At 72.5% G+C, this 25,851-nt stretch carries 25 protein-coding genes and 1 pseudogene; 11 read left to right on the forward strand and 15 right to left on the reverse strand.

The genetic code is table 11. The annotated features are described in order from the left end of the window. Position 1 precedes the first annotated feature (1 nt). The 6 genes from QQM67_RS08895 to QQM67_RS08920 form a co-directional block, all read right to left on the reverse strand. A complete protein-coding gene (locus tag QQM67_RS08895) occupies positions 2-1,024 on the reverse strand; it encodes a phosphotransferase family protein (RefSeq protein WP_314173122.1) in 1,023 nt (340 codons plus the stop codon). Between the two features lie 293 nt (positions 1,025-1,317). After that, positions 1,318-2,268 (reverse strand): MBL fold metallo-hydrolase, encoded by a 951-nt coding sequence (locus tag QQM67_RS08900; protein ID WP_314173123.1) that lies wholly within the window; start codon positions 2,266-2,268, stop codon positions 1,318-1,320. Positions 2,269-2,352: 84 nt separating this feature from the next. Beyond that, positions 2,353-2,826 carry a gluconokinase gene (locus QQM67_RS08905; protein WP_314173742.1) on the reverse strand — a complete coding sequence of 158 codons (474 nt, stop codon included), beginning with the start codon at positions 2,824-2,826 and terminating at the stop codon, positions 2,353-2,355. A gap of 122 nt (positions 2,827-2,948) precedes the next feature. Beyond that, positions 2,949-3,290: a DUF202 domain-containing protein gene (locus QQM67_RS08910; protein WP_314173125.1), complete on the reverse strand. Its 342-nt coding sequence runs from the start codon at positions 3,288-3,290 to the stop codon at positions 2,949-2,951. Then, positions 3,287-3,682 carry a YidH family protein gene (locus tag QQM67_RS08915; protein ID WP_314173126.1) on the reverse strand — a complete coding sequence of 132 codons (396 nt, stop codon included), beginning with the start codon at positions 3,680-3,682 and terminating at the stop codon, positions 3,287-3,289. The genes QQM67_RS08910 and QQM67_RS08915 overlap by 4 nt, the downstream gene beginning before the upstream one ends. Before the next feature lie 37 nt (positions 3,683-3,719). Beyond that, positions 3,720-4,292 (reverse strand): NUDIX domain-containing protein, encoded by a 573-nt coding sequence (locus QQM67_RS08920; protein WP_314173127.1) that lies wholly within the window; start codon positions 4,290-4,292, stop codon positions 3,720-3,722. Positions 4,293-4,418: 126 nt separating this feature from the next. On the opposite strand from QQM67_RS08920, the gene QQM67_RS08925 reads away from it, so the two are divergent. After that, positions 4,419-6,074: an FAD-binding dehydrogenase gene (locus QQM67_RS08925; protein ID WP_314173128.1), complete on the forward strand. Its 1,656-nt coding sequence runs from the start codon at positions 4,419-4,421 to the stop codon at positions 6,072-6,074. A gap of 52 nt (positions 6,075-6,126) precedes the next feature. Here the strand turns inward: QQM67_RS08925 and QQM67_RS08930 are convergent, their stop codons facing one another. Beyond that, on the reverse strand, positions 6,127-6,918 hold the full coding sequence (locus QQM67_RS08930; RefSeq protein ID WP_314173129.1) for an NAD(P)-dependent oxidoreductase: 792 nt from the start codon (positions 6,916-6,918) through the stop codon (positions 6,127-6,129). Between the two features lie 77 nt (positions 6,919-6,995). Between QQM67_RS08930 and QQM67_RS08935 the strand changes: the two genes are divergently transcribed. The 7 genes from QQM67_RS08935 (at position 6,996) to QQM67_RS08965 (ending at position 13,233) form a co-directional block, all read left to right on the forward strand. Next, positions 6,996-7,664 (forward strand): GntR family transcriptional regulator, encoded by a 669-nt coding sequence (locus QQM67_RS08935; RefSeq protein ID WP_314173130.1) that lies wholly within the window; start codon positions 6,996-6,998, stop codon positions 7,662-7,664. Between the two features lie 203 nt (positions 7,665-7,867). Then, positions 7,868-8,836: a DUF6282 family protein gene (locus QQM67_RS08940; RefSeq protein WP_314173131.1), complete on the forward strand. Its 969-nt coding sequence runs from the start codon at positions 7,868-7,870 to the stop codon at positions 8,834-8,836. Beyond that, on the forward strand, positions 8,833-9,612 hold the full coding sequence (locus tag QQM67_RS08945; protein WP_314173132.1) for a PIG-L deacetylase family protein: 780 nt from the start codon (positions 8,833-8,835) through the stop codon (positions 9,610-9,612). The genes QQM67_RS08940 and QQM67_RS08945 overlap by 4 nt, the downstream gene beginning before the upstream one ends. Further along, a complete protein-coding gene (locus tag QQM67_RS08950) occupies positions 9,609-10,343 on the forward strand; it encodes a 4-carboxy-4-hydroxy-2-oxoadipate aldolase/oxaloacetate decarboxylase (protein WP_314173133.1) in 735 nt (244 codons plus the stop codon). The genes QQM67_RS08945 and QQM67_RS08950 overlap by 4 nt, the downstream gene beginning before the upstream one ends. Further along, positions 10,340-11,104, forward strand: a complete 765-nt coding sequence (locus QQM67_RS08955; RefSeq protein ID WP_314173134.1) for an ABC transporter ATP-binding protein — start codon at positions 10,340-10,342, stop codon at positions 11,102-11,104. Before QQM67_RS08950 ends, QQM67_RS08955 begins: the two co-directional genes overlap by 4 nt. Then, complete coding sequence (locus QQM67_RS08960; protein WP_314173135.1) at positions 11,101-12,009, forward strand: ABC transporter permease; 909 nt, start codon at positions 11,101-11,103, stop codon at positions 12,007-12,009. The genes QQM67_RS08955 and QQM67_RS08960 overlap by 4 nt, the downstream gene beginning before the upstream one ends. 198 nt (positions 12,010-12,207) lie before the next feature. Further along, positions 12,208-13,233 (forward strand): ABC transporter substrate-binding protein, encoded by a 1,026-nt coding sequence (locus tag QQM67_RS08965; RefSeq protein ID WP_314173136.1) that lies wholly within the window; start codon positions 12,208-12,210, stop codon positions 13,231-13,233. Here the strand turns inward: QQM67_RS08965 and QQM67_RS08970 are convergent. The 5 genes from QQM67_RS08970 to QQM67_RS08990 form a co-directional block, all read right to left on the reverse strand. After that, positions 13,223-14,554 carry an MFS transporter gene (locus QQM67_RS08970; RefSeq protein ID WP_314173137.1) on the reverse strand — a complete coding sequence of 444 codons (1,332 nt, stop codon included), beginning with the start codon at positions 14,552-14,554 and terminating at the stop codon, positions 13,223-13,225. The two genes, QQM67_RS08965 and QQM67_RS08970, sit on opposite strands and share 11 nt — an antisense overlap. Next, positions 14,551-15,219, reverse strand: a complete 669-nt coding sequence (locus QQM67_RS08975) for an ArsR/SmtB family transcription factor (protein WP_314173138.1) — start codon at positions 15,217-15,219, stop codon at positions 14,551-14,553. Before QQM67_RS08975 ends, QQM67_RS08970 begins: the two co-directional genes overlap by 4 nt. A 167-nt stretch (positions 15,220-15,386) precedes the next feature. Then, complete coding sequence (locus QQM67_RS08980) at positions 15,387-16,466, reverse strand: sulfotransferase family protein (RefSeq protein WP_314173139.1); 1,080 nt, start codon at positions 16,464-16,466, stop codon at positions 15,387-15,389. 203 nt (positions 16,467-16,669) lie between these two features. After that, positions 16,670-17,431, reverse strand: a complete 762-nt coding sequence (locus QQM67_RS08985) for an IclR family transcriptional regulator (protein WP_314173140.1) — start codon at positions 17,429-17,431, stop codon at positions 16,670-16,672. 34 nt (positions 17,432-17,465) lie between these two features. Next, the gene (locus tag QQM67_RS08990) at positions 17,466-18,929 is read right to left on the reverse strand and encodes an MFS transporter (RefSeq protein ID WP_314173141.1); all 1,464 of its coding nucleotides are present in this window, start codon (positions 18,927-18,929) and stop codon (positions 17,466-17,468) included. Positions 18,930-19,094: 165 nt separating this feature from the next. Between QQM67_RS08990 and QQM67_RS08995 the strand changes: the two genes are divergently transcribed. After that, positions 19,095-20,105, forward strand: coding sequence for a 2-hydroxyacid dehydrogenase (locus QQM67_RS08995; protein WP_314173142.1), 1,011 nt, complete (start codon positions 19,095-19,097; stop codon positions 20,103-20,105). Positions 20,106-20,216: 111 nt separating this feature from the next. Here QQM67_RS08995 and QQM67_RS09000 read toward each other — a convergent pair whose 3' ends face one another. The 3 genes and pseudogenes from QQM67_RS09000 to QQM67_RS09010 all read right to left on the reverse strand — a co-directional run. Further along, entirely contained in the window at positions 20,217-20,480 is a 264-nt protein-coding gene (locus QQM67_RS09000; RefSeq protein WP_314173144.1) for a hypothetical protein, read from the reverse strand. A 179-nt stretch (positions 20,481-20,659) separates the two neighbouring features. Next, positions 20,660-22,006: a 6-phospho-beta-glucosidase gene (locus QQM67_RS09005; protein ID WP_314173145.1), complete on the reverse strand. Its 1,347-nt coding sequence runs from the start codon at positions 22,004-22,006 to the stop codon at positions 20,660-20,662. Between the two features lie 173 nt (positions 22,007-22,179). Next, a pseudogene (locus QQM67_RS09010) lies at positions 22,180-22,926 on the reverse strand (DeoR/GlpR family DNA-binding transcription regulator); the annotation flags it as partial. 197 nt (positions 22,927-23,123) lie between these two features. Between QQM67_RS09010 and QQM67_RS09015 the strand changes: the two are divergent. Then, entirely contained in the window at positions 23,124-24,233 is a 1,110-nt protein-coding gene (locus QQM67_RS09015) for a carbohydrate kinase family protein (RefSeq protein ID WP_314173146.1), read from the forward strand. Between the two features lie 62 nt (positions 24,234-24,295). Continuing rightward, entirely contained in the window at positions 24,296-25,786 is a 1,491-nt protein-coding gene (locus tag QQM67_RS09020; RefSeq protein ID WP_314173147.1) for an ABC transporter substrate-binding protein, read from the forward strand. The last annotated feature ends 65 nt before the right edge of the window (positions 25,787-25,851 follow it).

Consider the following 25,851-nt stretch of genomic DNA (forward strand, 5'->3'; position numbering starts at 1 on the left):
CTCATCCCTTCCGCAGCGTGGTGAGTCCGTTGTCGATGAAGACCGGGACGAGGCCGCCTATCCGGTCGAAGCCCGGCCCGACGGTCTGGCCGAGCGTGTAGCGGTAGTGGATGCCCTCCAGGATCACCGCGAGCTTGAACCAGGCGAACGCCGTGTACCAGTTGATCCGGGACACGTCCCGCCCGGAGGCGGCGGCGTAGCGTTCGATCAGCTCCTCGGGTGAGGGATGCCCCGGGGCCTCCGCCGTCGAACTGACCGGCGCCTCCGGGATGTTCAGCGGCTCGCTGTACATCACCAGCAGGCCCAGGTCGGTCAGCGGATCGCCGAGCGTCGACATCTCCCAGTCGAGTACGGCCGCAATCCGGTCGTCCGCGTCGGCCAGCACGTTGTCGAGCCTGAAGTCCCCGTGTACGACGGAGGGTTCGGGGGAGGCGGGCAGCTGCTGCCCCAGCGAGGCGTGGAGTTCGTCGATGCCCGCGAGCTCCCGGCTCCGGGAGGAGTCGAGTTGCTTGCCCCAGCGGCGCAACTGCCGCTCCAGGAAGCCCTCCGGGCGTCCGAAGTCGCCCAGGCCCACGCTCTCGGGGTCGACGGAGTGCAGCGCCACGAGCGTGTCGGGCAGCGCCAGGGTCAGCGCGCGCGTGCGCTCCGGGCCGATCGCGGCCAGTTCGTCCGCCGTGCGGTACGGCGTGCCCTCGACCTGCTCCATGACGTAGAAGGGCGCCCCGAGCACGTCCTCGTCCTCGCACAGCAGCACCGTCCCGGGCACTGGTACGTCCGTGCCGCGCAGGGCGCTGATCACGCGGTACTCGCGGCCCATGTCGTGGGCCGTGGCCAGCACATGGCCGAGCGGCGGCCGCCGCACGACCCAGCGGCCGGCGCCGTCGGTGACCCGGTAGGTCAGGTTCGACCGGCCGCCCTGGATCACCTCGGCCCGCAGCGGCCCCGCCACCAGGCCGGGGCGTTCCCGGTCCAGATATGCGGCGAGCCGCTCGGGATCGAGCCCGGGCGGATTCTCCTTGCTCATGCGTGCGCGCTCCTTAGCGTGGATGGGAGGGAGGACGATACGGACGAGGGTCGGCGGACCGCCCGCGAGGGGTGGCGGATCACGGACGAGACGGGGCGGAGACGAGGGCGGCGGACAGGGGCGAAGGCCGGAGCACGGGGGCGACGGGCTGCCGACCCCCGATCATGCCGACTAGTCGGTATGGCGTCTAGGGGGGAACGGTCTGAGACCGTCCCGAACGCCCCGCATGTGACGAGACGCACGCGGAGACCGGCACCGGACCCGCTCCACGCGCGCCCCGCCGGGGCGGACAGTCAGGCGTGACACGCGACCGGCCTGCCGCCGTTCATCCGCTCCATGTCCCCCCAGACCGCGAGGATGTCGAGCGGATCGCCGGGAGGACGTCCGTCCAGCTCCGCGCAGGCGCGGTGGAGGTTCGCCACCAGCCGCTCGCTCTCGGCAAGTTCGGCGAACTCGCCGGGTCCCGCCTCGCGCGCCGCCTCCAGCGGCGTCAGGCCCCGCGCGTGCGCCGAGCGTGCCAGCCCGTCGACGTACCGCAGATAGCGCTCGACCGTCTCGTACACCTCCGGCCCGGCCAGCGGCCCGTGACCGGGGACCACGGTCCGCGCGCCCAACTCCCGCAGCCTGTCCAGCGCGTGCAGCGAACCGCTGAGCGAACCCATCGAGATGAAGGGCGTGCCGCGGTGGAAGACGATGTCGCCGGTGAAGACCACGCCGTGCTCCGGCAGCCAGACGACGGTGTCGCCGGTGGTGTGCGCGACGCCCGGGTGCAGCATGCGCACCTCGATCTCCCCGACGTGCAGGGTGAGTTCGTCCCGGAAGGTGAGGGACGGAGCGGTGACGTCGATGTCGCCGAAGTCCACGTCGGGCCAGATCGCGTGGAGTTGGCGTCCCGCGGCCAGCGTCTCCCGGCGGTACGCCTCATGGCCGACGACGCGCGCGCCGGACGCGAAGAGCGCGTTGCCGTAGGTGTGGTCGCCGTGGTGGTGGGTGTTGACGACCGTGGACGGCGCGGGCGCGCCGGAGGCCAGCAGAGCCTCGCGCAGGGCCGCGGCCCTGCGGGCGGTGGCGGCGGTGTCCACGAGCAGGGTGTCGCCGCCGTCGCTGATCCAGCCCGCGTTGTTGAGGCACCAGCCCCCGTCCGGCTGGACGTAGGCGTACACGCCCTCGGCGACCTTCTCGGTGTACGGCTGCTCGGACGGCAGTGCGCTCCCGCCTGCCTCCACCCCTGACGCAGACGTCATGCGCTGTTCTCTCCCTCGTTCTCTCCGCCCGCCGGCTCCGGCGCAGCGACGCCCCAAAGCTTGTCAGGGCGCCCACCGCCGCGGCTACGGCGCGAGGGCGGCCAGTGCCCGTTCCGTGACCTCCTGCGAGGTGCCGCCGATGGCAACCGCGGCGCCGTGCTCGTCCCGGTCCAGCGGCTCCAGGGTCGCGAACTGCGAGCGCAGCAGCGTACGCGGCATGAAGTGCCCGTGGCGGCCCTCCAGCCGACGCGCGATCAGCTCCTCGGAGCCGTCCAGATGCAGAAAGAACATCCGCGCGCCGCTCGCACGCAGCCGGTCGCGGTAACGGCGGCGCAGCGCCGAGCAGCTGACGACGCCGCCGTGCTCCGCGTGCTCCGACAGCCAGACGGCGATGGCGTCGAGCCAGGGCCGCCGGTCCTCGTCGTCCAGCGGCGTGCCGGCGGACATCTTCCGTATGTTCGCGGGCGGATGGAAGGAGTCGGCCTCGGCGTACGGCACCCCGAGCCGCTCGGCGAGCGCCTCGCCCACGGTCGACTTCCCCGATCCGGAAACCCCCATCACGACGACGAGCGGCGCGCGCCCGTCTCCCGCTGTGCTCTCCGCCGCGCTCGTCTCCGTGCTGTTCTCCGCCTTCGCCGTCCCCTGCTCGCGGCCGTCCTCACTGCGCCCTTGCTCGTCGCTCACCACAGCAGCACCACTCCAACCGTCGCCATGGCCAGTGTGCACAGCACCGCCGTGCGCACCGCCGCGCGGCTCATCTCCGGAGGGCGGGCCGCCTCCATGGCCGTGATCCGGCGGTGCGCCAGAACCAGGAACATCAGCCATGCCAGCACCCCGACGGCCGCGGCCGCGGCCTCCGTCGCCGAGACGCCGCCGCCCCCGTACAGCGCCTCCCGCACGCCGAGCGCCACGGCGAGGGCGAATGTGAGCGTGGTGCGGCGCCACGCGAAGCGCGTACGTTCCGGCTGGGCGGCCGGGTCGCCCGTGCGCGTGTCCGCCGCGCCGCCTCCGGCCCCGTTCATCTGCCGCCCCCCAGCACCACCGCGACGAGCACCAGGAGCGCGGCGGCCGCGGTCGCCGTGGCCAGCAGCACCGGGAAGCGCGAGACGGGAAGGTCCTCACCGCGGCGCATCGCGCGCTCGCAGCGCATCCAGTGGTTGACCGCGCGGAAAGCGCAGAGCGCCGCGCAGGCCAGCACGGCCACCGAGATCGTCGTACGTACGCCCCAGCTGAGGCCCGTCAGGAACTGGTCGACGGCGATGCCGCCCGCGACCAGCGCGAGCGCGGTGCGGATCCAGGCGAGGAACGTGCGCTCGTTGGCGAGCGAGAAGCGGTAGTCGGGCGTCGTGCCCTCAGCCCGCAGGCGCTGCGGTGCGAACCACAGCCGGAGCGTCGCCATGAGCCGGTCGATCATGCCGACGAGCCTACGGCCCCCTCTGTGCGGCGGCGGCTCAGGTGCCGTCTCGCCGCCCGCCGCCGGGACGCCCGCCGCCGGGCCGCCCCGCGCGCCAGGCGCGCAGCCGCCGGTGGCACTCCAGCCCGTCCGGAACGACCTGCCAGTCCGGGAGCGCGAGCCGCCGCTCCACCTCGTCCTCGGGCAGGAAGTCCCACCAGTCGATCTCCTCGGGCTGCGGCCGTACGGGCACCTCGCACACCAGCTCGTACACGCGCAGGAACCAGGTGTGCCGCGGCGACTCGTAGAGGAACGTGAAGCGCGGCTCGGGCGCGGGCAGCCCCCGCACGCCGAGTTCCTCACCCGCCTCGCGCAGCGCGCACGCGTCGTAGCTTTCGCCCGTGCCGACGACGCCGCCCACCACCACGTCGTACATCGACGGGAAGACCAGCTTCTGCGGCGTACGGCGGTGCACGAAGATCCGGCCCAGCGGGTCGCGGACCTGCACGGAGGCGCACCGGTGCCGCAGCCGGCGCGCCGTCGCCTCGCCGCGCGGCGCCTGCCCCACGACGCGGTCGTCCTCGTCGACGATGTCGAGCAACTCGTCCGCCGAGAGCGGCTCTTCGGTCATCGGATCTCCCACATGAGCCCCATTCCACCACCCGCCCCGGGGGTGCCGCGCACGTCCACCTGGGGCTACTCTCCCGGCACCAGCAGATCTTCAGCGTGACGAGCGGGCGCGGAACAGGTGGGACGCATGGCGTACGACGCCGATGTCATCGTGATCGGAGCGGGGCTCGCGGGGCTCGCGGCGACGGCCGAACTGGCCGACGCGGGCCGCAAGGTGATCCTTCTCGACCAGGAGCCCGAGCAGTCGCTCGGCGGGCAGGCCCACTGGTCCTTCGGCGGGCTCTTCTTCGTCGACTCGCCGGAGCAGCGCCGCATGCGCATCCGCGACAGCCACGAACTGGCCTGGCAGGACTGGCTCGGCACCGCCGGATTCGACCGCGAGGAGGACCACTGGCCGAGGCGCTGGGCGGAGGCGTACGTCGACTTCGCGGCGGGCGAGAAGCGGGCCTGGCTGCGGCAGCAGGGGCTGAAGATCTTCCCCGTCGTCGGCTGGGCCGAGCGCGGCGGCTACGGCGCGACGGGGCACGGCAATTCGGTGCCCCGCTTCCACATCACCTGGGGCACGGGACCGGGAGTGGTCGAGCCGTTCGAGCGGCGCGTGCGGGCGGGCGTCGAGCGCGGCGACGTCGAGCTGCGCTTCCGGCACCGCGTCACGGGGCTCGCGCGGAGCGCCGGCTCGGTCGACACCGTCACCGGAGAGGTGCTGGAGCCCAGCGACGCCGAACGCGGCACCGCGAGCAGCCGTGACGTGGCGGACACCTTCGAGCTGAGCGCCCAGGCCGTCGTCGTCACCTCGGGCGGCATCGGCGGGAACCACGAACTCGTACGCGCCAACTGGCCGGAGCGGCTGGGCACTCCGCCCGAGAGGATGCTCTCCGGGGTCCCCGCGCACGTCGACGGGCTCATGCTCGGCATCACCGAGGAGGCCGGCGGCCGCATCATCAACCGCGACCGGATGTGGCACTACACCGAGGGCATCGAGAACTGGAACCCGATCTGGAATCTGCACGGCATCCGCATCCTGCCCGGCCCGTCCTCGCTGTGGCTGGACGCCACCGGCAAGCGGCTGCCGGTTCCGCTCTACCCGGGCTTCGACACCCTCGGCACCCTCGACCACATCATGCACACGGGGCACGACCACACCTGGTTCGTGCTCAGCCAGAAGATCATCGAGAAGGAGTTCACGCTCTCCGGCTCCGAGCAGAATCCGGACCTGACCGGGCGGGACGTGCGGCAGCTGCTCGCGCGGGTGGGTTCGGGCGCGCCCGGCCCCGTACAGGCGTTCATGGATCACGGCGTCGACTTCGTGATCGAGCATGAACTCGGCCCTCTCGTACGGCGGATGAACGAACTCACCGGCGACAAGCTCATCGACGAGACCGCGCTGCGGCGCGAGATCGAGGCGCGCGACCGGGAGATCCGCAACCCCTACACCAAGGACTCGCAGGTGACCGCGATCCACGGTGCGCGCAAGTACCTCGGGGACAAGCTGATCCGCGTCGCCTCGCCGCACCGGCTCCTCGACCCGAAGGCCGGTCCGCTGATCGCCGTGCGGCTCAACATCCTCACGCGCAAGACGCTCGGCGGTCTGGAGACCGACCTGGACGCGCGGGTGCTGAGCGAGGGCGGCGAGCCGCTGCCCGGGGTGTACGCGGCGGGGGAGGCCGCGGGCTTCGGAGGCGGCGGCGTGCACGGATACCGCTCGCTGGAGGGGACGTTCCTCGGCGGCTGCCTCTTCTCCGGACGTACGGCGGGGAGGGCGGCGGCGAAGGCCGTGGGGTAGGGGCTCAAGCTCAACAGCGGTGCCGCGGGCGCCCGTTGAGGCCGGGGGAGGGTTACCCGTCCTCGGCGATCCGGGCGAGGAGGTCGCGGCTGGCCGCGGAGACCGCGGGCTCGACGCCGAGTTCGGTGAGCATCTCCGCCGCCGCGGCCATCTCGGACGTACGGCGCACCGCGTGCCGGTGGGTGCCGCTGACGAGGCGGTCGAGCGTGGCGGCGTCGGCGCGTTCCAGTTCGGCCGCGATGTTCTCGCGCAGCCACTCCTCGCAGCCCGCGGCGCGTCCGGCCGCGAGCGCCTCGACCACGGCGGCCGCCAGCCCCTTGAAGAACACGCTGCGCAGCAGCTTCCGTTCGGCGGCTGTGCCCGCGGCGCCCTCGACGAGGCCGACGGACGCGCCGAGTCCGGTGAGCAGCCGCGCGGCGCGTGCCGCGCCCGGTCCGCAGGCCAGCATCGGCACCCGCAGGCCGCGTCCGGGAACGGGGGCCATGATGGCGACGTCCGCGAACGGCACCCCGTGCTCGCCGGCCGTGGCCGCGAGGGCCCTCTTCGCCCCGGGGGAGGCGGTGTTGAGGTCGGCCCAGACGGCTCCGTCCGCGACCGAGCGGACCGCGGAGCGCAGCGCGTCGTGGGCGGCGGAGGCGCTGTTGACGCTGAGCACGAGACGCGCGCCCGCCGCCGCGTCGGCCTCGCTCTCCGTACGGATGACGCCGTGCGGCGCGGTCACCGGAGCGGGGTCGTAGCCCCGCACGGTCGCACCCGCGCGCACCAGGTCGCCGGCGAGCGCGCCGCCGGCCTCGCCCAGGCCGAGGACGGCGACGACGGTAAGGGGAACCGGGTTCGGGGCCATGCCGCTACACTAAGCTCGTACAAAATTGTTGACAATATCGGTGTGCATCTGTGGAGCGGAGAGGAACCGTAGCGATCGTGGCAGAGGGCGTGGCGCGGAGCGGGGCGGGAGTTCCCCTGGTCGAAGCCATTCGTGAGGCGATCATCCGCGGCGATTTCGTGCCGAACCAGCGGCTCGTCGAGGCCGATCTGTCCACGCAGTTCGACGCCGGACGGGCCAGCGTGCGGGCCGCGCTGCTGGAGCTGGCCAACGAGGGCCTCGTCGAGCGCATTCAGAACCGCGGTGCCCGCGTGCGCGCCGTCTCCCTGGACGAGGCGGTCGAGATCTCCGAGGTCCGCATGGTGCTGGAAGGGCTCTGCGCGGCGAAGGCCGCCGTGACCGTCACCGGGGCGGAGATCCGCGAACTGCGCGCGATCGGCGCCTCCATGCGCGAGGCCGTCGCCGGGGGCGATCTGCTCGGCTACTCGTCGCTCAACCAGGAACTCCACCGGCGCGTACGGGAGATCGGCGGCCAGCGGACAGCGTCCCGGCTGCTGGAGCGGCTGCGCGGCCAGAACGTGCGCCACCAGTTCCGCCTCGCGATGCACCCGGGGCGGCCCGCGGTGTCGCTGCCGGAGCATCTGGCGATCATCGACGGGATCTGCACGCACGATCCCGAGGCCGCGGAGGCGGCGGCGCACAACCATCTGCGCAGCGTCATCGAGGCACTCAAGGAGGCGGACAGATCGGGGCCGCCGCCCCGCTGAGGTGCCGCCGCGCGCATCGGCCCGGCGCCCGCCGTGCATGCACGCCCGACCGGCGGCGGCCCCCTCCGCTCACCGCCCCGGCTCCTCTCCTCTGCTCTCCGGGCCTTTTCGTCTCCATGCCTCTTGACCTCTGTAGCCAAGATTGTTGACAATCTGAGCGGAGATTGTGGCTACAAGCAGTCGCGGAACCGCGAGGGAGAGACATGACGGAGCAGCACCCCCAGCCGTCCGAGCGGGCCAGAGAGCTGGTGCGCGGCGCGTACGACGTGCACATCCACGTCTCGCCGGACGTGATGCGCCGCCGCATCGACGACGTGACCCTCGCCGAGCGCTTCGCCTCCGTCGGCATGGCCGGCTTCGTTCTCAAGTCCCACTACGTGCCCACCACGGAGCGCGCCGCCGTGGTCCGCCGCGCCGAGCCGGGCGCGACCGCCCTCGGCGCGATCACCCTCAACGCCTCCGTCGGCGGGCTCAATCCCATCGCCGTCGAGATCGCCGGCCGCGGCGGCGCGAAGTTCGTGTGGCTGCCCACCGTCGACAGCGCCAATCAGCGCCAGTGCCAGGCACGCGAACCCGAGGGCGCCACCCCTCCCATGTGGGCCAGGCTCCAGGACGACCTGCGCGCCGACGGCATGGCCGCCGACCCCGTCGACGTCCTGACGCCCGAGGGCGAGGTCGTCCCCGCCGCACGCCAGGTCTTCCGCCTGATCGCCCGCCACGACATGGTGCTCGCCACCGGCCATCTGCACGCCGACGAGATCGCCGTCGTCGTCGAGACCGCCGCCCGGGAGGGCGTGCAGCGGATGGTCGTCACGCACCCGGAGTTCACCTCGCAGCGCGTCGCCGTCGACCGCCAGCGCGAACTCGCCGCCCACGGCGCCCTGTTGGAGCGCTGCTTCACCACTCCTTACACCGGCAAGGTCGCCTGGGAGACCTGGTTCCGGGCCATCCGCGAGGCCGGGCCGCGGCACTCGGTGATCTCCAGCGACCTGGGTCAGCCCTTCAACCCGCCCGTCGAGGACGGCCTCGCGATCTGCGCCGACCGCCTGCTCGGCGAGGGCTTCGGCGAGGAGGACGTACGCGTCATGACCGTCCACAACAGCCGCTGGCTCGTGGGCGCCGAGCCGCTGGCCGACGCGCCCGCCCACCACCGCAAGGAGAGCCTGGTATGAGCGACTCGGGCACGGACGGCCAGGGCACGGACGACGGGCGAGGCACGGGCGGCCAGGACGCAAGTGGCCGCCGGATGCTGGTCGTCGGCGCCCACAGCGCCGACTTCGTCTGGCGCTCCGCCGGTACGGTCGCCGCGCACACCGCCGCGGGAGGCGAGGCCCTGGTCGTGGCCCTGTCTTACGGCGAGCGCGGCGAGTCCGGAGTGCTGTGGAAGCAGGAGGGCCAGACCGAGGAGAACGTCAAGCGGATCCGCCACGAGGAGGCGGTGAAGGCCGCCGGCGCGGTCGGCGCCGACTTCCGGGCGTTCGACCTCGGCGACTACCCGCTGCACGTCTCACCGGAGTCGGTCGGCCGACTCGCCGAGCTGATGCGGGACTTCGCCCCGCACGTGGTGCTCACGCACCCCGAGAAGGACCCGTTCAACCCGGACCACCCCGTCGCGCACGAGGCGGTCGCCCGCGCCCGGCTGCTCACCTCGGGCGCCGGAGTCGCCAGCGGCTTCCGTACGGCACCGCCGTCGGAGTTCCTGGCCTTCGAACCGCACCAGCCGGAGTTGTGCGGATTCACCCCGACCGTCTACGTGGACATAACGCCCGTGTTCAACCGCAAGGTCGACGCCATGAGTTGCATGGCCGCCCAGCAGTATCTCCAGGAGTACTACGCGCAGCGCGCCGACCAGCGCGGCAACCACGCCCGCAAGGTCACGGGGAACGAGAAGATCCGGCAGGCGGAGGCGTTCCACAGGCTCCTGCCCCACGTGGTGGGCGCGCTGTGAGCGCGGCGGTGACGGCAGCCGCCGTCCAGGAGCTCGCGGCCGCCGGAGTGGCCACGGTGTACGAGGCCTACGGCCGCCGCGGGCTCCTCGACGTTGAGTGGACCCCCTTGCAGCCGGGCCGGCGCATCGCGGGCCCCGCGCGCATCGCCCGCTGCGGGCAGGGCGACAACCGTGCGGTGCACGAAGTCATGCCGCATCTGCGGCCCGGCGAGGTCCTGGTGCTGACGATGCCGCGGCCCGAGCCCGTGGCGCTCTTCGGCGATCTGCTCGCCACCCAGGCCGCGGCGCGCGGTGCGGCGGGGGTGCTCGTCGACGCGGCGGTGCGCGACAGCGCCGACCTGGCACGGTTCGAGTACGGCGTGTGGACCCGCTGGCGCCGCGCGCGAGGCGCCACGAAGGACGAACGCGGCAGCGTGAACGTCCCGGTCGAGATCGGCGGCACGACGGTCGCCCCGGGCGACGTGGTCGTCCTGGACGACGACGGGGCAACCGCCGTCGCCGCCGCCGACGTTGAGGCGGCCGTGGAGGCGGTGCGGCAGCGCATCACCAAGGAGGAGGGCCTGCGCGAGCGTTGGGCCGCCGGCGAGTTCAGCTACGACGCGTACGGGATGCGCGCGGCGGACGAGAGCCCGCGGGCAGCACCGGCCGAGCATGCCGGAGCACGCGAACAGGCCGAACCTGCGGGGCCGAAGGCACCGTCGGGGCCGGCGGAGTCGGAGGCCGTGACATGACCGCCGTCCTCAGCGCCGAGAAGCTGACCAAGCAGTTCACCAAGGACGACAGCGCCATCGTCGCCCTGCGGGACTTCGCCCTCACCGTCGACGAGGGCAGCTTCGTGACCGTCCTCGGACGCAGCGGCTGCGGCAAGTCGACGATGCTCAACCTCCTCGCCGGGCTGACCGAACCCTCCGAGGGCGTCGTCTCGTACCGCGGGAAGAGGCTGACCGGCCCGGACGTCGACATCGGCTACCTCACCCAGTCCGACACGCTGATGCCGTGGCGCGACGTGCGGCGCAACGTCGAGATGCCGCTGGAGATCCGCGGCGTCAGGGCCTCCGAACGCCGGGAGACGGCCGCCGAGTTGATCCGGCGCGTGGGCCTCGCCGGCTTCGAGAACCACTACCCGCGCGAACTCTCCGGCGGCATGCGGCGCCGGGCGTCGCTGGCGCGCATGCTCGCCGGCACTCCTCGCACCCTTCTGATGGACGAGCCGTTCGGCGCGCTCGACGCGCAGCTGCGCACCGAGCTCCAGGAAGAGCTGCTGCGCCTGTGGCACGGCAGCGGCCAGACCGTGGTGTTCGTGACGCACGACATCGAGGAGGCGCTGCTGCTCGGCGACCGGATCGTCGTCCTCGGCGGGCTGGGCCGCATCGTCGCCGACGAGAAGATCACGCTGGCGCGGCCGCGCTCCGTGGACGCCCTGCGCGTGGACCCGGAGTTCGTCCGGCTGCACACGGCGATGGCCGCCGCGCTGAAGGAGGGCTCGTCATGACGGAGCGGACCGTGACGCCGAATCCGGGTCCGGGAGCGGCGAAGGCGGCGGGCGCCGCCGCGCCGGGGGAGCGCGGCCCGTCCGGCGACGGATCCGGGCCGGTGCGGGTTCCGGTGGAGCGCACCTGGTGGCAGCGCCACGGGAGCACCACGACCGTGTGGGGTCTGCGGCTGCTCCTCGTCGTCGTACTGCTCGCCGGATGGGAGGCCACCGCGGGCAGCCTGTTCGACATCACCTTCACCAGCAAGCCGAGCGCGATCGCCGCGCGCCTCGGCGAATGGTCGAGCGACGGCACCCTCTGGACGCACAGCTGGGTGACGATCCAGGAGATCGTCTACGGCTTCCTGCTGGGCGCCGCGGCGGGCGCGCTCGCCGGGTTCGTACTGGCGTCGCTGCGGCTGGCGTACCGCGTGGTCGACCCGTTCATGATGGCGCTCTACTCGATCCCGAAGGTCGCGCTGGCACCGCTGTTCATCGTCTGGTTCGGCATCGGGATGCACATGAAGGTGCTGCTGGCCGCCGCGACAGTCTTCTTCCTCGTCTTCCTCAACACGGCGGCGGGCGTACGGGAAGTGGACCGCGGGCTCGTCGACGCGGTGCGGCTGATGGGCGGCAGCCGCCGGGACATCGCCCTGAAGGTCGTGCTGCCGGCGTCGATGACGGGCGTGCTCACGGGGCTCAAGGTCGCCATCCCGTACGCGCTCATCGGCGCCGTCATCGGCGAGCTGGTGGCCTCCAACCGGGGGCTCGGCTATCTGATCAACGACGCGGCGGCGCAGTTCGACACCGCCGGGGTCTTCGCGACGCTGGTCGTACTGAGCGTCATCGCGGGGCTGTTGAACGTGCTCGTGGGCCTCATCGGGCGCCGCGTCAACCGGTGGAAACCGGTCGAGTCGCGGGGCTGAGCCCTCCTGTTCCGAGCCGCGTGCGCGCACCCCGGTCACCGCCACTGTCCCTGTCCTGGCAGTTGTCCCTGTTCCCGGTCCTCTGTCTCTCCGCTCCGTATCACCCCGTCCTCCGTCCCCGACCCCCAATATCCCCGACCTCCCGTTCCCTCCGTCCGCCCGGGCGGAGCCGGAACCCATGCGACTGGAGCTTGAACCATGGGCATGCACATCGAGCGCCGGACGCTGCTGAAGTCCTTCGCAGCGGCACCCGTCCTCCTCTCACCGCTGGCCGCCGGATGCGCCAAGCACGGGTCGACCACCAAGGCCGGCACGCTCAACATCGGCCAGATCAGCAACTCCGTAGCCTTCTTCCCGCTGTTCATCGCCGAGGAGAAGGGCTACTTCAAGGACGAGGGCATCAAGCTCGGCGACCGCCCGCGGCTCGGCACCGGCGCGAAGGTGGCCGCCGCACTGAAGTCCGGCTCCATCGATCTGGGGGCCGGGGTGCTGACGGACGCCTTCAACCTCGCGCAGTCCTCTGAGCCCGGCGCCACGCGCGTCCTCTCCAGCCTCGTCACCGAGTACTACGTGGACATCGTCGTGGGGAAGACCTTCGACGGGCCCGACGAGAGCGCGAGCCTGGAACAGCGCACCAAGGCCCTGGTGGGCAAGAAGATCGGCATCACCGGCCCCGGCAGCGGCACGGAGGCTCTGGTCACCTTTCTCTTCGACGGCGTCGGCAAGAAGGCGAAGACGGACGCGACGCTCGTCAACCTGGGCAGCGCCGCCACGTCGGCCATCGGCGCGCTCAAGTCGGGCCGCGTGGACGCGCTTTCCTTCTTCCAGCCGATCGGGCAGCAGGCGGAGGCCGACGGCTCGGGCCGCATCCTCATATCCCCGGCGCGGGGCGACGTGAAGGAGATGACGGGCGCCCTCCACGGGGTCGTCTTCTCGACGCAGAAGCTGCTGAAGAAGAAGTCCGAGGAGGCCGACGGTTTCCAGAGGGCCATCAAGCGCGCCCAGCAGGACGTGCAGGGCGACCCCGGCAAGCTGCGGGAACTGCTGGAGAAGTACCTCAAGGACACCGACCCGAAGGCGCTGGACGCGCTGGTGCCGATCCTGCGCAGGGAGATGCCGCGGTCCCCGGCGGTCCAGAGGACGCCGTACGAGACGGCCCGGCGCTTCCACCAGAAGAGCGGACTGGTCAAGAAGGCGCCGGACTTCGGCGACATCACGGCATAGCGTGGTCGCTCGGCCGTGAAACCTCTTCCTTCTTTTCCTCCTCTTTCTTCTCCTCCTTCGCTGCCCGCTTCCCTCGCGACTGGTCCATCTGGCGCCATTCGCGGCGGAGTCCGGCGAGATTCGTGGTGAGGAAGTACGCGACGCCGCCCGCCAGCAGCGACGGGACGAGGCCGAAGGACGACACCGCCGCGCCCGCCAGCAGACCGCCGAGGGGAATGCCCACCCACGCCAGTGACGTGCCCAAACCCTTTACGCGGCCGAGGAGTTGGCGCGGAATTCGCTCGTAGAGGACCGCACCCAGGATGGGATTGAGGAAGCCGGCTCCGAAGCCGCCGACGGCGAAGACGGCCGCCACGGCCCACAACGGCACGTCGTCGGCGGCGAGGATCAGGAAGCGCGGTGCACCGGCCAGCAGGAAGCCGGCGAAGAAGACGACCCGGCGCTTCAGCCGGTGCGCCACGCCGGCCGCGACAAGGCTGCCGGCCACGGCCGCCAGGCCCGAGGCGGTACCGGTGAGTCCGATCGCGGCCGGGCCGTTGCCGGACTCCTTCGCCCACACCGGTACGAGCACCGAAGTGAAGGCGGCGTCCAGCAGGTTGGTGACCGCGATCATCGCGGTCACCGTGAGCAGCAGCGGGTCGCGGCGCAGGAAGAGCACGCCCTCGCCGAGGCGTCTCCAGTAGCCGGGTGCGTCCGGGCCCCGCCCGGGCGCCTCCGCCGTACGGCCGACGCTCCGGGGAACCACCAGCGCGATCACGACCGAACCGGTCCCGAAGCACAGGGCGTTGACGACGAGTGCGGTCATCGGGCCGAGCAGTGCCACGAGCGAACCGCCGGCCGCCGGCCCGATCGTGAAGGCGAGACGCTCCATGACGCCGCTGAGCCCCGTGGCCCGTTCCAGCGCCACCATGCCGCGGTCCGCCGCTTCCGGGACCATGACCTCCTTGGCCAGATCGCCGGGAGCGCGTGCCGCGCCGATGACCGCGACGAGAAGCAGCAGCAGCCAGAAGGAGAGCCGGCCGGCCGTATGGAGTGCCGGGATGGTCAGGGCCGCCGCGGCGCTGAGCGCGTCGGTGGACCAGGAGACGATCCGCGGGCCGCTGCGGTCGACCAGCGGCCCGATGAGCGCCTTGACCAGTACGTACGGCGCCATTTCGCAGAAGGCCACCAGGCCTGTCTGTGTCGCGCTGCCCGTGGTGACGAGGACGAACCAGGGGAGCGCGACCACCGAGATGCGGGTGCCGGTCAGCGACAGACCGGTCGCCGCGAGCACACCCGCCAGCGGCCGCAGGGTCCGTGGTCCGGGCGACGGACCGCTCACTCCGGCCTCCCGGGAGCGTCCAGTTCGGGAAGGAGCTGCGTGATGAGCGAGACGCGTTCCGCGCCTTGCGGAGCGGCGACTCCGGGCGCGTCCCGCCGGTAGCGCCCGATGACCGACACCAACTCCTCGTACAGGGACTTGGTCTCCTCCGGAGTGAGCCGCAACGCCCAGTCGCTCCAGTCGGTCGCCGCGCGCCATGCGGGAGGCAGAGTCTGGAGCTCGCTCACGGCCCGCTGAGCCCGCAGCGTGTACGCGGCGACCACGGAGTGCAGGTAGGCCAGCGTGGCTTCGGGCTCCTGCTCGGCGAGCTCCACGTCGTCGAAGCGCGTGGAGTGGTGCAGCGAACGCCACCAGCGCTCACGGGCGTTGCCGCGCTCGGTGTCCTCCTCGACGAAGCCCGCGTCGCCGAGCTGGCGCAAGTGGTAGCTGGCGGTGCCGGAGTTGACGCCGAGCTGGTCGGCGAGGCGCGTGGCGGTGGACGGGCCGTGCTTGCGCAGCAGCCCGACGAGCTGCACGCGCACCGGATGTGCCAGCGCACGCAGCCCCTTGGCGTCCAGGACGACGGTGTCCCTCGCGGCTTCTCCGGCCCCGGCGGTGTCCGGGTCGTCCGGAACCCTGCCCAACTCGCTGTCCCTGGCGGGGACTTCACTGTCGGCGTCTGTCATGCCGAGCACTCTAGAACGCCAACAGTTCTTTGCGAAGAGTTCTTTGCGAAGAACTGTTGGCAGTCGATCCCTCTGGGGCGGTACGGCACCGGCTGCGTGCTCGTGGAGCGCCGTCCCGGAGTGACCGGGCCGCCCGCCGGTGCGACGGGGGGATGCGGGCCGCCCGGTCAACTCCCCTGCGAGGAAGCCGTGTCGGCCCCGGCGACGCCCAGCGCGGCGGCTCCGCGCTCGCAGTTGGCGCGGAGCGCGGTCAGCACGCGCTCGGGCAGGCGCAGCGCCGAGTTCCGGCGGCCCGTGCCGTCGAGAAGCTCGTCCCCCTCCTTCAGCCACTCCGCGATCGGCTGCACGCCGATGAAGTCGGCCACGCGGGCCAGCTCCTGCCGCGGCGCGTCCAGGAGCCGTTCGTACGAGAGCGTCGTGCGCTGCTCCGCGGGGATCGCCGAGAGCTGCTCCACGCCCTCGCAGATCAGGTCCGACCAGAGAGTGCCGAAGTCCGGCACGGGCATCTCGCGGTCGAGGACGAGCGCCGGATCGTACTGCGGGCTCAGCAACGGCGCGAGGTCGTCGGGGAGTTGCTTGATGTGGTCGTCCGTCAGCTCGGACGCGGACTCCACACCGGAGCGGCGGACGATCTCGCGGAGCAACGCGATCATGCGGTAGCCGTTGTGGCGGCTCATGGACAGGGCGCAGTCGGGCCCGTCGCGGTAGAGGTGCACGAAGCGGGCCTCGGGGAAGAGTTCGCGCAGCAGGCCCACGCGGTGCAGCGAGTAGCCGGAGCGCTCGACGGCGGCCTCGCGCCCGCCGATGCGCCAGGCGAGCGCGCCGAACAGGGCGTGCCACTGCTGCGGCGCGGGCCGCTCGGGCCAGGAGCGCACCTCCGGCTCCAGGGCGTCGAGGAGCGCGTCGGGGTCGTCGGTCAGATGGGGCAGCGCCATCATGCTGATCGCGGGGATGCCCGTGGTCTGCGCCGAGTAGCGCCACTCGGGGTGGCGGTTGTAGATGAACTCCGGCAGCGGGGTGCCGCTGCGGACCATGGCGTCGAAGACCTCCATCGGCTCGCGCAGACATCGCCAGAACTCCGGCCCCGTGAGCGGCTGCCCGGACAGCGCGGGCGGGCCGTCGATGCAGGAGTACAGCTCGTTGAGGCTCAGCACGTCGGGGTGCAGCCGCAGCACCTGGGACAGCGCCGTCGAGCCGCTGCGCCCGGTGCCGACGACGAAGGTCAGGGTCTTGATGCCCGTCCGCACGGTGGAACTCCTCCCCCAGGGCCCGTCTGCCGGCGGGCCGGTCGGCGTCTGATCAGCCCCAGTCCTACCCCGTGCACACGCATCGACCCGGCGATGTCCGGTGATCACACGAAGGGGTCGAAGCGCGAAGCTTCGGCGGTTCTGAGATGTGCTGGGCGGCCCGTGCCGGCACCTTGTCGCCGCGCCGGCGCCTCACCGCGGCGTCACCCCATGAGGGAGGCGATCTCCTCCGCGCACGCGCGCAACGCCGGTACGTGGCCGTGGAGTTCGTCCCTCGTCGTCAGGACGACCGTGGCGCCGAGGGACACCGCCAGCCGGGGGCGCAGGCCGCCGTTCAGGTCCGGGACGACGGTCGCGACGGAGCGGACGCCGACCTCGTTCTCCTCGTCCACCTCGGCCCACCCCCGCGCCCGTACGCGCTCGATGTCCCGGCGCAGCACCTCCGGATCGGTGACGGTGTGGGCCGTGGGAGCCGGAAGGGGCGGTGCGAGCAGCGCGCCCAGCTCGTCCTCGGGCAGCGCGGAGGCGAGGGCCTTGCCCAGGGAGGTGGCGTGCCAGTGGTTGCGGGTGCCCTCGGCGCTGCGCAGCTGGAGGTGCTGCGTGCCCTCCGCGCTGAGCACCAGCAGCACCTCCCTGCCGTCGAGGATGCCGGCGATGGCGGGGAGTCCCGTACGGGCGGCCAGGCGCCGCATGGGCGCCGCGGCCGCCGAGTAGCCGGCGGGGGAGCGCTGGAAGCCCCGGGAGAACTCCAGGACGCGCACGCCCAGGGCGTAGCGGCGGGTGTCCTCGTCGTAGGCCACGAAACGTTCGGCGGCCAGCCGGCCCAGCAGCCGGTGCGCGCTGCTGACGGGCAGCCCCGCGGTGCGGGCGGCGGCGCTGACGCCCAGCCCCGAAGGGTTGTCCGCCAGCACGGTCAGCAGCCGCAGGCCCCGGCTGAGCATGTCGTCGCCGGCGGGTGCCGTCACCGTCGGTGCTCCTCGGAGATCGTGCGGGGAAGGGTCAGTCGCGTCCGCCGCCGCTCACCGCCGTGCGGGCGGCCTGGCGGGGGTGCGCACTCACCGTACCGGTAGCGCCCGTCGGGACCTTCGGTTCCCGCACGCCGAACATCAGCGCCGCGGAGATCAATGTGCACACCGCCATGAAGCCGAAGGCCCCGGCGTCGCCGAGCGGCGTGCCGCGTACCCAGCCCACGAGGTACGTGCCCGCGAACGAGCCCAGCGCGCCGAAGGAGTTGACCGCGGCGACGGCCGCGCCCGCCACGCCGGCCGGTGCCAGCTCGGAGACGAACGCGAAGTACGGGCCGTACGGCGCGTACATGCACAGCCCCGCGACGGTCAGCAGCGTCAGCGCGAGCGGGAAGTTCGCGCCCGCGAGATACGACGCGAACAGCGCCGCCGCCCCCGCGCCCAGCCACGGCCAGACGGCGGCGCGGCGGCGCCCGGTGCGGTCGGAGACGCGGGAGTTCAGCAGCATCGCCACGACGGCGAACGCGTACGGGACGGCCGAGATCAGGCCGGTGGCGCCGATGCCCTCGCCCGAGGCCTTCTTCACGATGGACGGCAGCCAGAAGATGAAGCCGTACATGCCGAACGACCAGAAGAAGTACTGCGCGGCGAGCACGACCACGGGCCGCGAGCGCAGCACCTTCCGGTAGTCCGCCGCGCTCGCCCGTGGCGCGTCGGCGCTGGTGGCATGCGCGTCCGGGCCGGATCCGGCGCCGGGCGAGGCCGGAGAGCCCGCGCCCACCTCGTCCGCCGTCACGGCCGAGCCGGGCGACTCGGCGGCGGCGCGCTGCTCGGCGGCGAGCGCCGAGCGCAGCTCCTCGCGGTCCCCGGCGCTCATCCAACGTGCCTCGTCCGGGCGGTCCTTGATGAGCCTCAGGCACAGCAGCCCCCACAGGACGGACGGCAGGCCCTCGACGACGAACATCGTCCGCCAGTCCGAGACCTCGATGAGCCACCCGGACAGCACGGACAGCCACATCACGGTGATCGGATTGCCCAGGATCAGCAGGGTGTTGGCGCGGCTCCGCTCGCCCTTGGTGAACCAGCGGCTGAGCAGCAGCACGAGGGACGGCAGCACGGCCCCCTCGACCACGCCGAGCGCGAAGCGCACCGCGATCAGCTGGCCGGGGCTGCTGAGGAGGCCCTGCGCCGTGGCGAGCAGGCCCCAGGCGATCGTCGAACCGGCGACCATGCGGCGCACGCTGCGCTGCTCGGCGTAGATCGTCCCCGGGATCTGGAAGAAGAAGTAGCCGAGGAAGAAGGAGGCGGCGATGAGGGAGTCGAGCCCCGCGGACAGATGCAGGTCCTCGGCCATGCCGCCGGCGGAGGCGATCGCGTAGTTGGACTTGTCGAGGTAGGCGAGCGAGTACGTGACGAACGCGATCGGCATCAGATACCGGGCGCGGGTCGATGACCAGAAGCCTCCGCTGCCGGTGAGGGAGGAAGCAGCCCCTGTCATTCCCGGACCCTCCTTTTTCCGTGGGATGGAAAGTGTTTCACTGGGCGGGAAGGACGTTACGAGCGTGTGCCGGCCGGGTCAATGGCCGGGACGCGTCGGGCCGGCGGCTCCCGCGCGGCCCGTCCCGCAGTCGTACGCCGCACGCGGTGAAGGAGAGGTCCACGCATGTCCACGAAGCCCGGAGGCGAAGGTTCCGCGGGGCCCGCCGACGCCCAGGAGCCCGCCGGTTCCCCGGAGCCGGCGGGGTCCCCCGTCCATGTGCTGCTGCCCTGGCCGGAGTTGGACGAGCGGCACGGGCCATGGCCGGCGAACGTCCGCGTGCACGTATGGGACGGGCGCACACCCGACGGCGAACTGCCCCCGCACGTCCTGGAGTCGGCCGGCCTGTGGGTGATGCCGTACGCGGTGCCGGGCGTGGAGCGGCTGCTGCCGCGGCTCACGGCGCTGCGCGCCGTGCAGTCCCTCAGTGCCGGGGTGGAGAAGCTGCTGCCGCTGCTGCCGGACGGAGTGCGCCTGTACAACGGCCGCGGTCTGCACGACGCCAGCACCGCCGAACACGCCCTCGGGCTGATCCTCGCCGCGCAGCGGGAGCTTCCACGCTGGGTCGCCGATCAGCGAGCCGGCCGCTGGGAGCCGCACTTCACGCGCTCACTCGCCGGCTCCCGCGTCGCCGTGATCGGCTACGGCTCGATCGGACGGGCCCTGGAGCACCGGCTGCTCGCGTGCGAGGCGGAGGTCGTGCGCGTCGCCCGTCGCGGCCGGCCCGAGCAGGACGTCCACGCCGTGACCGCCCTGCCGCGGTTGCTGCCGGAGGTGGACATCGCGGTGCTCGTCCTGCCCGAAACCCCCGCGACCGCGGGCCTGTTGGGCAAGGACGAGCTCGCGGCGCTGCCCGGCGGGGCGCTCGTCGTCAACGTGGGGCGGGGCCGCACCCTCGACACCGGGGCCCTGCTGGACGAGGTACGCGGCGGACGGCTCCGCGCCGCGCTCGACGTGACCGACCCCGAGCCGCTGCCCGGTGACCATCCGCTGCGGCGGCAGCCCGGCGTGCTCATCACCCCGCATGTGGCGGGCGGCTCCGCGACGTTCAGGCCGCGCGCCGAGCGGCTCGTCGTGGAGCAGGTCCGCCGCTTCGCCGCGGGGGAACCCCTCGTCAACGCCTTCCCCGCGAGCTGACGGGAGCTGGCGGACGCGTACGCGCACGACCGGGCCGAGGCCGGGGCGGGGTCTTGTCCGGGAGTCCGGAGAGGGCCTCCGGCCGTGAACGCCCTTGTCCGGCTGCGGCGTTCAGCGGTCCGGGACGGGCGGCTGCCGTCCGCCCGGGCCCTCGGGGCACTTCAGCCCCGGGCACCATCCCGAGCGGGTCACGCTCCGTGTGTGCCGGTCGCGGGGCGGCGGAAGACGGCCGTGGAGCTCCCAGCCGTCCTCGCCCCGCGCCCAGTGGACGAAGTCCTCCTCCCACGGGCTGTTGAGCAGCTGGATCCGCTCCCAGGTCTCGACTTGCCGCGCGTTGAACTCCCGGAAGCTGCGCCAGAGATCCTTCAGAACCATCGGAATCACCGCCGGTGGCCGGAGTATTCGGAGATTCTTCGCTGCCGGGCGTACCCGCGGGGCGGCGTCGATGCAATAAAGCTAAGGCCGCCGCACCGCCGGGTCCACGCCTCGTGGGGCATCAAGTGGAATTGAACCCCGGACTGTTTCCGCCGCGTTCCGGATCGCTTGCTACGGGCTCAGAAGCCGCCCGCCGAGTCCAGGATGCGCCCGGCCACCCGTACCGAATCGACCAATGGGTGCAGCGCGAGCGCCCGCAGCGCCGCTGAGCGGGAGCCGTCCGCCGCCGCCTCGATCGTCGCTCGTTCCACCGCCTTGACCTGGAGCATCAGGCCGAGCTGGTCCGGGGACACGGCCCCGGCCGACAGGGGACGCGCACCTCCCGCGTCGACCAGGCAGGGCACCTCCACCACCGCTTCCGCGTCCAGACCCGGAACGGCCGTGCGGTTGGGCACGTTGAGGATCAGCGTGGTGCGCTCGTTGCGGGCGACGGCGCGCATCAGGGCGAGCGCGACGCGGTCGTAGCCGCCGCTGTCCAGATCGCAACTGTCGCGCTTCCAGCCGCCGGTGGCCTCGCGGCTCTCGGCCATGTAGGTCTCTTCGCGTTCGCGGCGCGTACGGTCCCAGGCGTCGTACGAACCCGCGGGATCGGCGGGCCGCGACGCCTCGTAGAAGCGGGACTGCTGCTCGCGCAGGAACTCCCCGCGGGTGGCCCGCGATCCCCGTACGGCGGCGACCGCCTCGCGGTTGAAGTAGTAGTAGTGCAGATACTCGTTGGGCAGCGCGCCCAGCGCGCGCAGCCAGTCCGCGCCGAAGAGCCTGCCCTCCTCGAAGGACTCCAGCAGGTCGCCGTTCGCGAGCAGTTCGGGAAGTCTGTCCCGCCCGTCCACCACGACGCCGCGCAGCCAGCCGAGGTGGTTGAGGCCCACGTAGTCGTAGTCCGCGCGGTCGGGGTCGGCGCCCAGGGCGCGCGCGGCGCGGCGGCACAGGCCGACGGGGGAGTCGCAGATGCCGATCACCCGCTCGCCCAGGCCGCGTTCGCGGAAGACGCGGCTCATGGCCTCGGTGACCATGCCGGCCGGGTTGGTGAAGTTGATGATCCAGGCGTCCGGGGCGACTTCGGCGACGCGTTCGGCGATGCGCACCGCGACGGGAAGGGTCCGCAGCCCGTACAGGACGCCGCCCGCGCCCACCGTCTCCTGCCCCAGCACGCCCTCGGCGAGCGGGACGCGCTCGTCGCGCGTACGTCCCTCCAGGCCGCCGACGCGGATCGCGGAGAAGACGAAGTCCGCGCCGCGCAGGGCCTCGTCGAGGTCGGTGGTGGCCCGCACGGCGGGCACCCGTCGCCCTTCGTGCTGCGCCGCCTGGTGGGAGAGGACGGCCGTGACGGCGTCCAGGCGGCCCGAGTCGGTGTCGTGGAGCACGAGTTCGGTGATGCGTCCCGCGTCGTCGCCCTCGTCCTCCAGCAGTGCACGGTGCACCAGCGGCACCCGGAACCCGCCGCCGCCCAGCACGGTCAGCCTCATCGGCGCTCCACCTCTGCCTCCATGTCCCTCGTCTCCGTGTGCGTTTCCATGTCCGTGTCCACGTCCCTGTGCGTGCCGCCGCCGGTCTGCGCCGGCACCGGCCTGTGAGCCCGCGCCTGCGTCTGTGCCTCTGCCGGGGGCTCGGTACCCGGCTCCGCACCCGGCTCCCCGGCTGTCTCCACCTCGGCGCCGGCCTCGCGGAAGACGGCCAGCGTCGCCGGGTCGGACGACTCGTTCGTGATCAGCGTGTGAATGTCCTGCGGCCCGCAGATACGGGCCGTGCCCTTGCCGGGGAACTTCCGGGCGGTGGCGAGCAGCACCGCATGCCGTGCGGAGGCCAGCATCGCCTGCTTGACGGGCACTTCGACGTCGGTGGTGTCCAGCACGCGGCCGTCGGGCAGGACGCCGCTGGTGCCGAGGAAGAGCCGGTCGGCGTAGAGATGACGCAGGCTCGACTCCGTCAAGTGCCCCACCAGGGAACGGTAGTTGCGGCGGACCTGGCCGCCGAGGAGCACGAGCGCGACGTCCTCGTCGTCCTTCAGCTCCTCGTACACGGCGAGGCTGCTCGTCGCCACCGTGATGCTGCGGCCGTGCAGCCGCCGCGCGAGCTGGAGGGTGGTGGTGCCGATGTCGAGCAGCACGACCTCGCCGTCCGCGACGGTGGCGGCCGCGCTGCGGGCGACCGCGTCCTTGTCCGCGCGGTCGTCGACCTCTTCCTCCGCGAAGGGCCGCTCGACCGGGCCGCGGGCCACCGCCCCGCCGTAAACCCGCGTCAGGCGGCCCGCGTTGCCCAGATCGTTGAGGTCGCGGCGTGCGGTGGCCTCGCTGACGCGGAGGCGCTCCGCGATCTGCCCGACGGGCAGCACGCCCTCCTCGCGGAGCAGCTTCAGCAACTGCTCATGACGGGTCTCGCGCAACATGTTCGGCAATGTAGCGCGAGTGAGCGTCTTTGCGCGAGTGTGACCGGGGTCTTGCACAAATCGCCTTCTACGTGCAAGGTGTCGCTCAAAGAAGCGAGAACCCCCTGGTCTTCACCGCCGCGCCCGGCAGAGCGGAAGAGCGGTGGAGCAGCAGAGCGGGGGAGGGCCGGAGAGGCCGCAGAAGGGGCGGGAGAGCAGTGAGCACGACCGGGAGCGCGCAGCCGGCGCCGACATCGGCGGCATTGGACCCGCTGTCGGCCCTGCGCGGCGACGGCGGCCCGGAACAGGACGTCTTCCTGACCGGCACCGTCTTCCTCGACATCATCTTCACCGGGCTCGACCACGCGCCCGTGCGCGGCACCGAGTCGTGGGCGCGCGGCATGGGTTCGTCGCCCGGCGGCGTCGCCAACATGGCGACGGCGCTGCGCCGCCTCGGCCTGCGCACGTCCCTCGCCGCCGCGTTCGGCGACGACGTCTACGGCGACTACTGCTGGGAGTCCCTGGCCGACAGCGAAGGCATCGATCTCGCACCGTCCCACCGCGCCCAGGGCTGGCACTCGCCCGTCACCGTCTCCATGGCCTACGAGGGCGAGCGGACTATGGTCTCCCACGGGCACGAGGCCCCGGCCCCCTGCGTGCGTACGGGCGGGCGCCCCCGCTCCCGGGCCTGCTTCACCGACCTCGCCCCGGGCCGCCTCGACGGCTGGGTCCGCGAGGCCCACGACGAGGGCAGCAAGATCTTCGCCGACGTCGGCTGGGACGACACCGGCGCCTGGGACCCCGACACCCTCGCCGACCTCTCCTACTGCCACGCCTTCCTGCCCAACGCCGCCGAGGCGCAGCATTACACGCGCACCGGCAGCCCCGAGGAAGCGGTACGCGCGCTGGCCGAACTCGTCCCCATCGCGGTCGTCACCAAGGGCTCCGGCGGCGCGGTGGCCGTCGACTCGCTGAGCGGAGAGAGCGCCGACCTGCCCGCCCTGCCCGTCGAGGCGCTCGACCCGACCGGCGCCGGGGACGTCTTCGTCGCCGGCTTCATCACCGGGACGCTCGCCGGCTGGCCGCTCGCGGACCGGCTCGCCTTCGCCAACCTCACCGCCGCCCTGTCCGTACAGCACTTCGGGGGCTCGCTCTCCGCTCCCGGCTGGACCGAGGTCGCCGCCTGGTGGCAGTACGCCACCCGCTGCGGAGGACAGACGGAGGACGTGATGCGCCGGTACGCCTTCCTGTCCGACCTGCTGCCCGGCGCCAACCGGGGCTCGGCGCTGCGCCGCGCCACACCCACCATCGGATTCCGCGCACCCTGAACGCCGCCCCGGTACGGGCACGATGCGCCCGCACCCAGGCGGGACGCCGAGAGGAGACTCCCATGCACTCTGAGCGGGTGAGGAGCACGGGGCGAGCGCACCGGCCGCGCCGGGCGCCCGTCCGGCAGCGCCAGGGGCGCCCGTCCCGGCGCACCGCCAGGACAAGGCGGCATGCCGCGGGGCTCGTACTGGCCCTCGGCGGCGTGCTGCTCGCCGCGGCATGCGTGCCCGGGACCGACGGCTCCGGCGCGGCGGGCGCGGGCGTGCCCGGCGCCGCGGCCACCTCCAAGCCCGACCCGTCCAAGGCGGGGAAGGCCACGCTGACCGTGTGGGACCAGGAGGTGCGCGGCGGGCAGAACGACGAACTGGAGCGGCTCAACGCCGAGTTCGAGAAGAAGTACCCGCACATCCGCATCAAGCGGGTCGCCCGCAGCTTCTCCGACCTCAAGACGACGCTGAAGCTGGCCATATCCGGCAACAAGCCGCCGGACGTCATCCAGGCCAACCAGGGCTACCCCGACATGGTGGCCTTCGTCCAGGCCGGCCTGCTCACCCCGCTCGACAACTACGCCGGCCTCTACGCCTGGAACACCCGCTATCCGTCCACGCTGCTCAACCTCAACCGGGTCTCCGCCGACGGCCGCGACTTCGGCACGGGACGGCTCTACGGCATCTCGCAGACGGGCGAGTACATCGGCGTCTACTACAACAAGGACGTACTGAAGAAGGCCGGCGTCGAGCCCCCGCAGACCTGGGAGGAGCTGACGGACGCGCTGCCCGAGATCAAGGACGACGGCGAACTTCCCGTCCAGTTCGGCAACTTGGACAAGTACCCGGCGATCCACACCTTCGGCGTGCTCCAGAACCAGGCCGGCGGCGCGGAGGAGACCCGCGAGAGCGTCTTCGGACGCGGCGGCGGCTTCGACAACGAGCCGACCAAGGAGGCCGCCCGCACGCTCGCCGACTGGAAGAAGCGCGGCTACATCCCCAAGGGCGCCAACGGCACCGGATACGACGACGCCGCCAAGAAGTTCGCCGACGGCGACGGCGCGTTCCTGGTCACCGGCACCTGGCAGCTGCCTGATCTGAAGAAGACCATGGGCGGCAAGCTCGGCTTCATGCCCCCGCCGCCCGTGAAGAAGGGCGGCGAGCCCGTCACCACCGGCGGACAGGGCCTCGCCTGGTCGATCACGTCCAAGTCGCGGCACCCCGAAGTGGCCGCCGCCTACCTCGACTTCATCACCAGCCGGCACGCCGCCGACGTGATGACCGAGGAGGGCGTGCTGCCCGCCGTGCCCGGCAAGGCCGCCCGCGAGATCCCCGAGGGCAGCGTCGACGCGCAGATGGTGAAGGGCTGGGAACAGCTCAACGCGGCCGACGGTCTCGTGCCGTATCTCGACTACACCACGCCCGACTTCTACGACTCGCTCTCCGCGGACCTCCAGGGCGTCATCAACGGGTCGGTCTCCCCGGGGGAGTTGTCCTCGAAGATGCAGCGCTCCTACACGGACTTCCAGGAGAAGAAGCGCGCAGAAGGGAAGCCGAAGCCGTGAGCGCCGCACCCACCGCACCGGCCACCGCGCCCGCGGACGGCGCTCCCGCGGCCGGGACCGGCACG

Source organism: Streptomyces winkii (assembly GCF_032248595.1).
GTDB classification, from domain to species: Bacteria; Actinomycetota; Actinomycetes; order Streptomycetales; family Streptomycetaceae; genus Streptomyces; species Streptomyces winkii.

Bases quoted from the DNA above. Each gene is read 5' to 3' on its own strand.
- QQM67_RS08960 (WP_314173135.1), top strand. From the start codon at position 11,101: ATGACGGAGCGGACCGTGACGCCGAATCCGGGTCCGGGAGCGGCGAAG.
- QQM67_RS09005 (WP_314173145.1), bottom strand. From the start codon at position 22,006: ATGAGGCTGACCGTGCTGGGCGGCGGCGGGTTCCGGGTGCCGCTGGTG.
- QQM67_RS08975 (WP_314173138.1), bottom strand. From the start codon at position 15,219: ATGACAGACGCCGACAGTGAAGTCCCCGCCAGGGACAGCGAGTTGGGC.
- QQM67_RS08920 (WP_314173127.1), bottom strand. From the start codon at position 4,292: ATGACCGAAGAGCCGCTCTCGGCGGACGAGTTGCTCGACATCGTCGAC.
- QQM67_RS08900 (WP_314173123.1), bottom strand. From the start codon at position 2,268: ATGACGTCTGCGTCAGGGGTGGAGGCAGGCGGGAGCGCACTGCCGTCC.
- QQM67_RS09020 (WP_314173147.1), top strand. From the start codon at position 24,296: ATGCACTCTGAGCGGGTGAGGAGCACGGGGCGAGCGCACCGGCCGCGC.
- QQM67_RS08965 (WP_314173136.1), top strand. From the start codon at position 12,208: ATGGGCATGCACATCGAGCGCCGGACGCTGCTGAAGTCCTTCGCAGCG.
- QQM67_RS09000 (WP_314173144.1), bottom strand. From the start codon at position 20,480: ATGGTTCTGAAGGATCTCTGGCGCAGCTTCCGGGAGTTCAACGCGCGG.
- QQM67_RS08910 (WP_314173125.1), bottom strand. From the start codon at position 3,290: ATGAACGGGGCCGGAGGCGGCGCGGCGGACACGCGCACGGGCGACCCG.
- QQM67_RS08990 (WP_314173141.1), bottom strand. From the start codon at position 18,929: ATGACAGGGGCTGCTTCCTCCCTCACCGGCAGCGGAGGCTTCTGGTCA.
- QQM67_RS08915 (WP_314173126.1), bottom strand. From the start codon at position 3,682: ATGATCGACCGGCTCATGGCGACGCTCCGGCTGTGGTTCGCACCGCAG.
- QQM67_RS08955 (WP_314173134.1), top strand. From the start codon at position 10,340: ATGACCGCCGTCCTCAGCGCCGAGAAGCTGACCAAGCAGTTCACCAAG.
- QQM67_RS08905 (WP_314173742.1), bottom strand. From the start codon at position 2,826: ATGGGGGTTTCCGGATCGGGGAAGTCGACCGTGGGCGAGGCGCTCGCC.
- QQM67_RS08945 (WP_314173132.1), top strand. From the start codon at position 8,833: ATGAGCGACTCGGGCACGGACGGCCAGGGCACGGACGACGGGCGAGGC.
- QQM67_RS08930 (WP_314173129.1), bottom strand. From the start codon at position 6,918: ATGGCCCCGAACCCGGTTCCCCTTACCGTCGTCGCCGTCCTCGGCCTG.
- QQM67_RS08995 (WP_314173142.1), top strand. From the start codon at position 19,095: ATGTCCACGAAGCCCGGAGGCGAAGGTTCCGCGGGGCCCGCCGACGCC.
- QQM67_RS08895 (WP_314173122.1), bottom strand. From the start codon at position 1,024: ATGAGCAAGGAGAATCCGCCCGGGCTCGATCCCGAGCGGCTCGCCGCA.
- QQM67_RS08940 (WP_314173131.1), top strand. From the start codon at position 7,868: ATGACGGAGCAGCACCCCCAGCCGTCCGAGCGGGCCAGAGAGCTGGTG.
- QQM67_RS08925 (WP_314173128.1), top strand. From the start codon at position 4,419: ATGGCGTACGACGCCGATGTCATCGTGATCGGAGCGGGGCTCGCGGGG.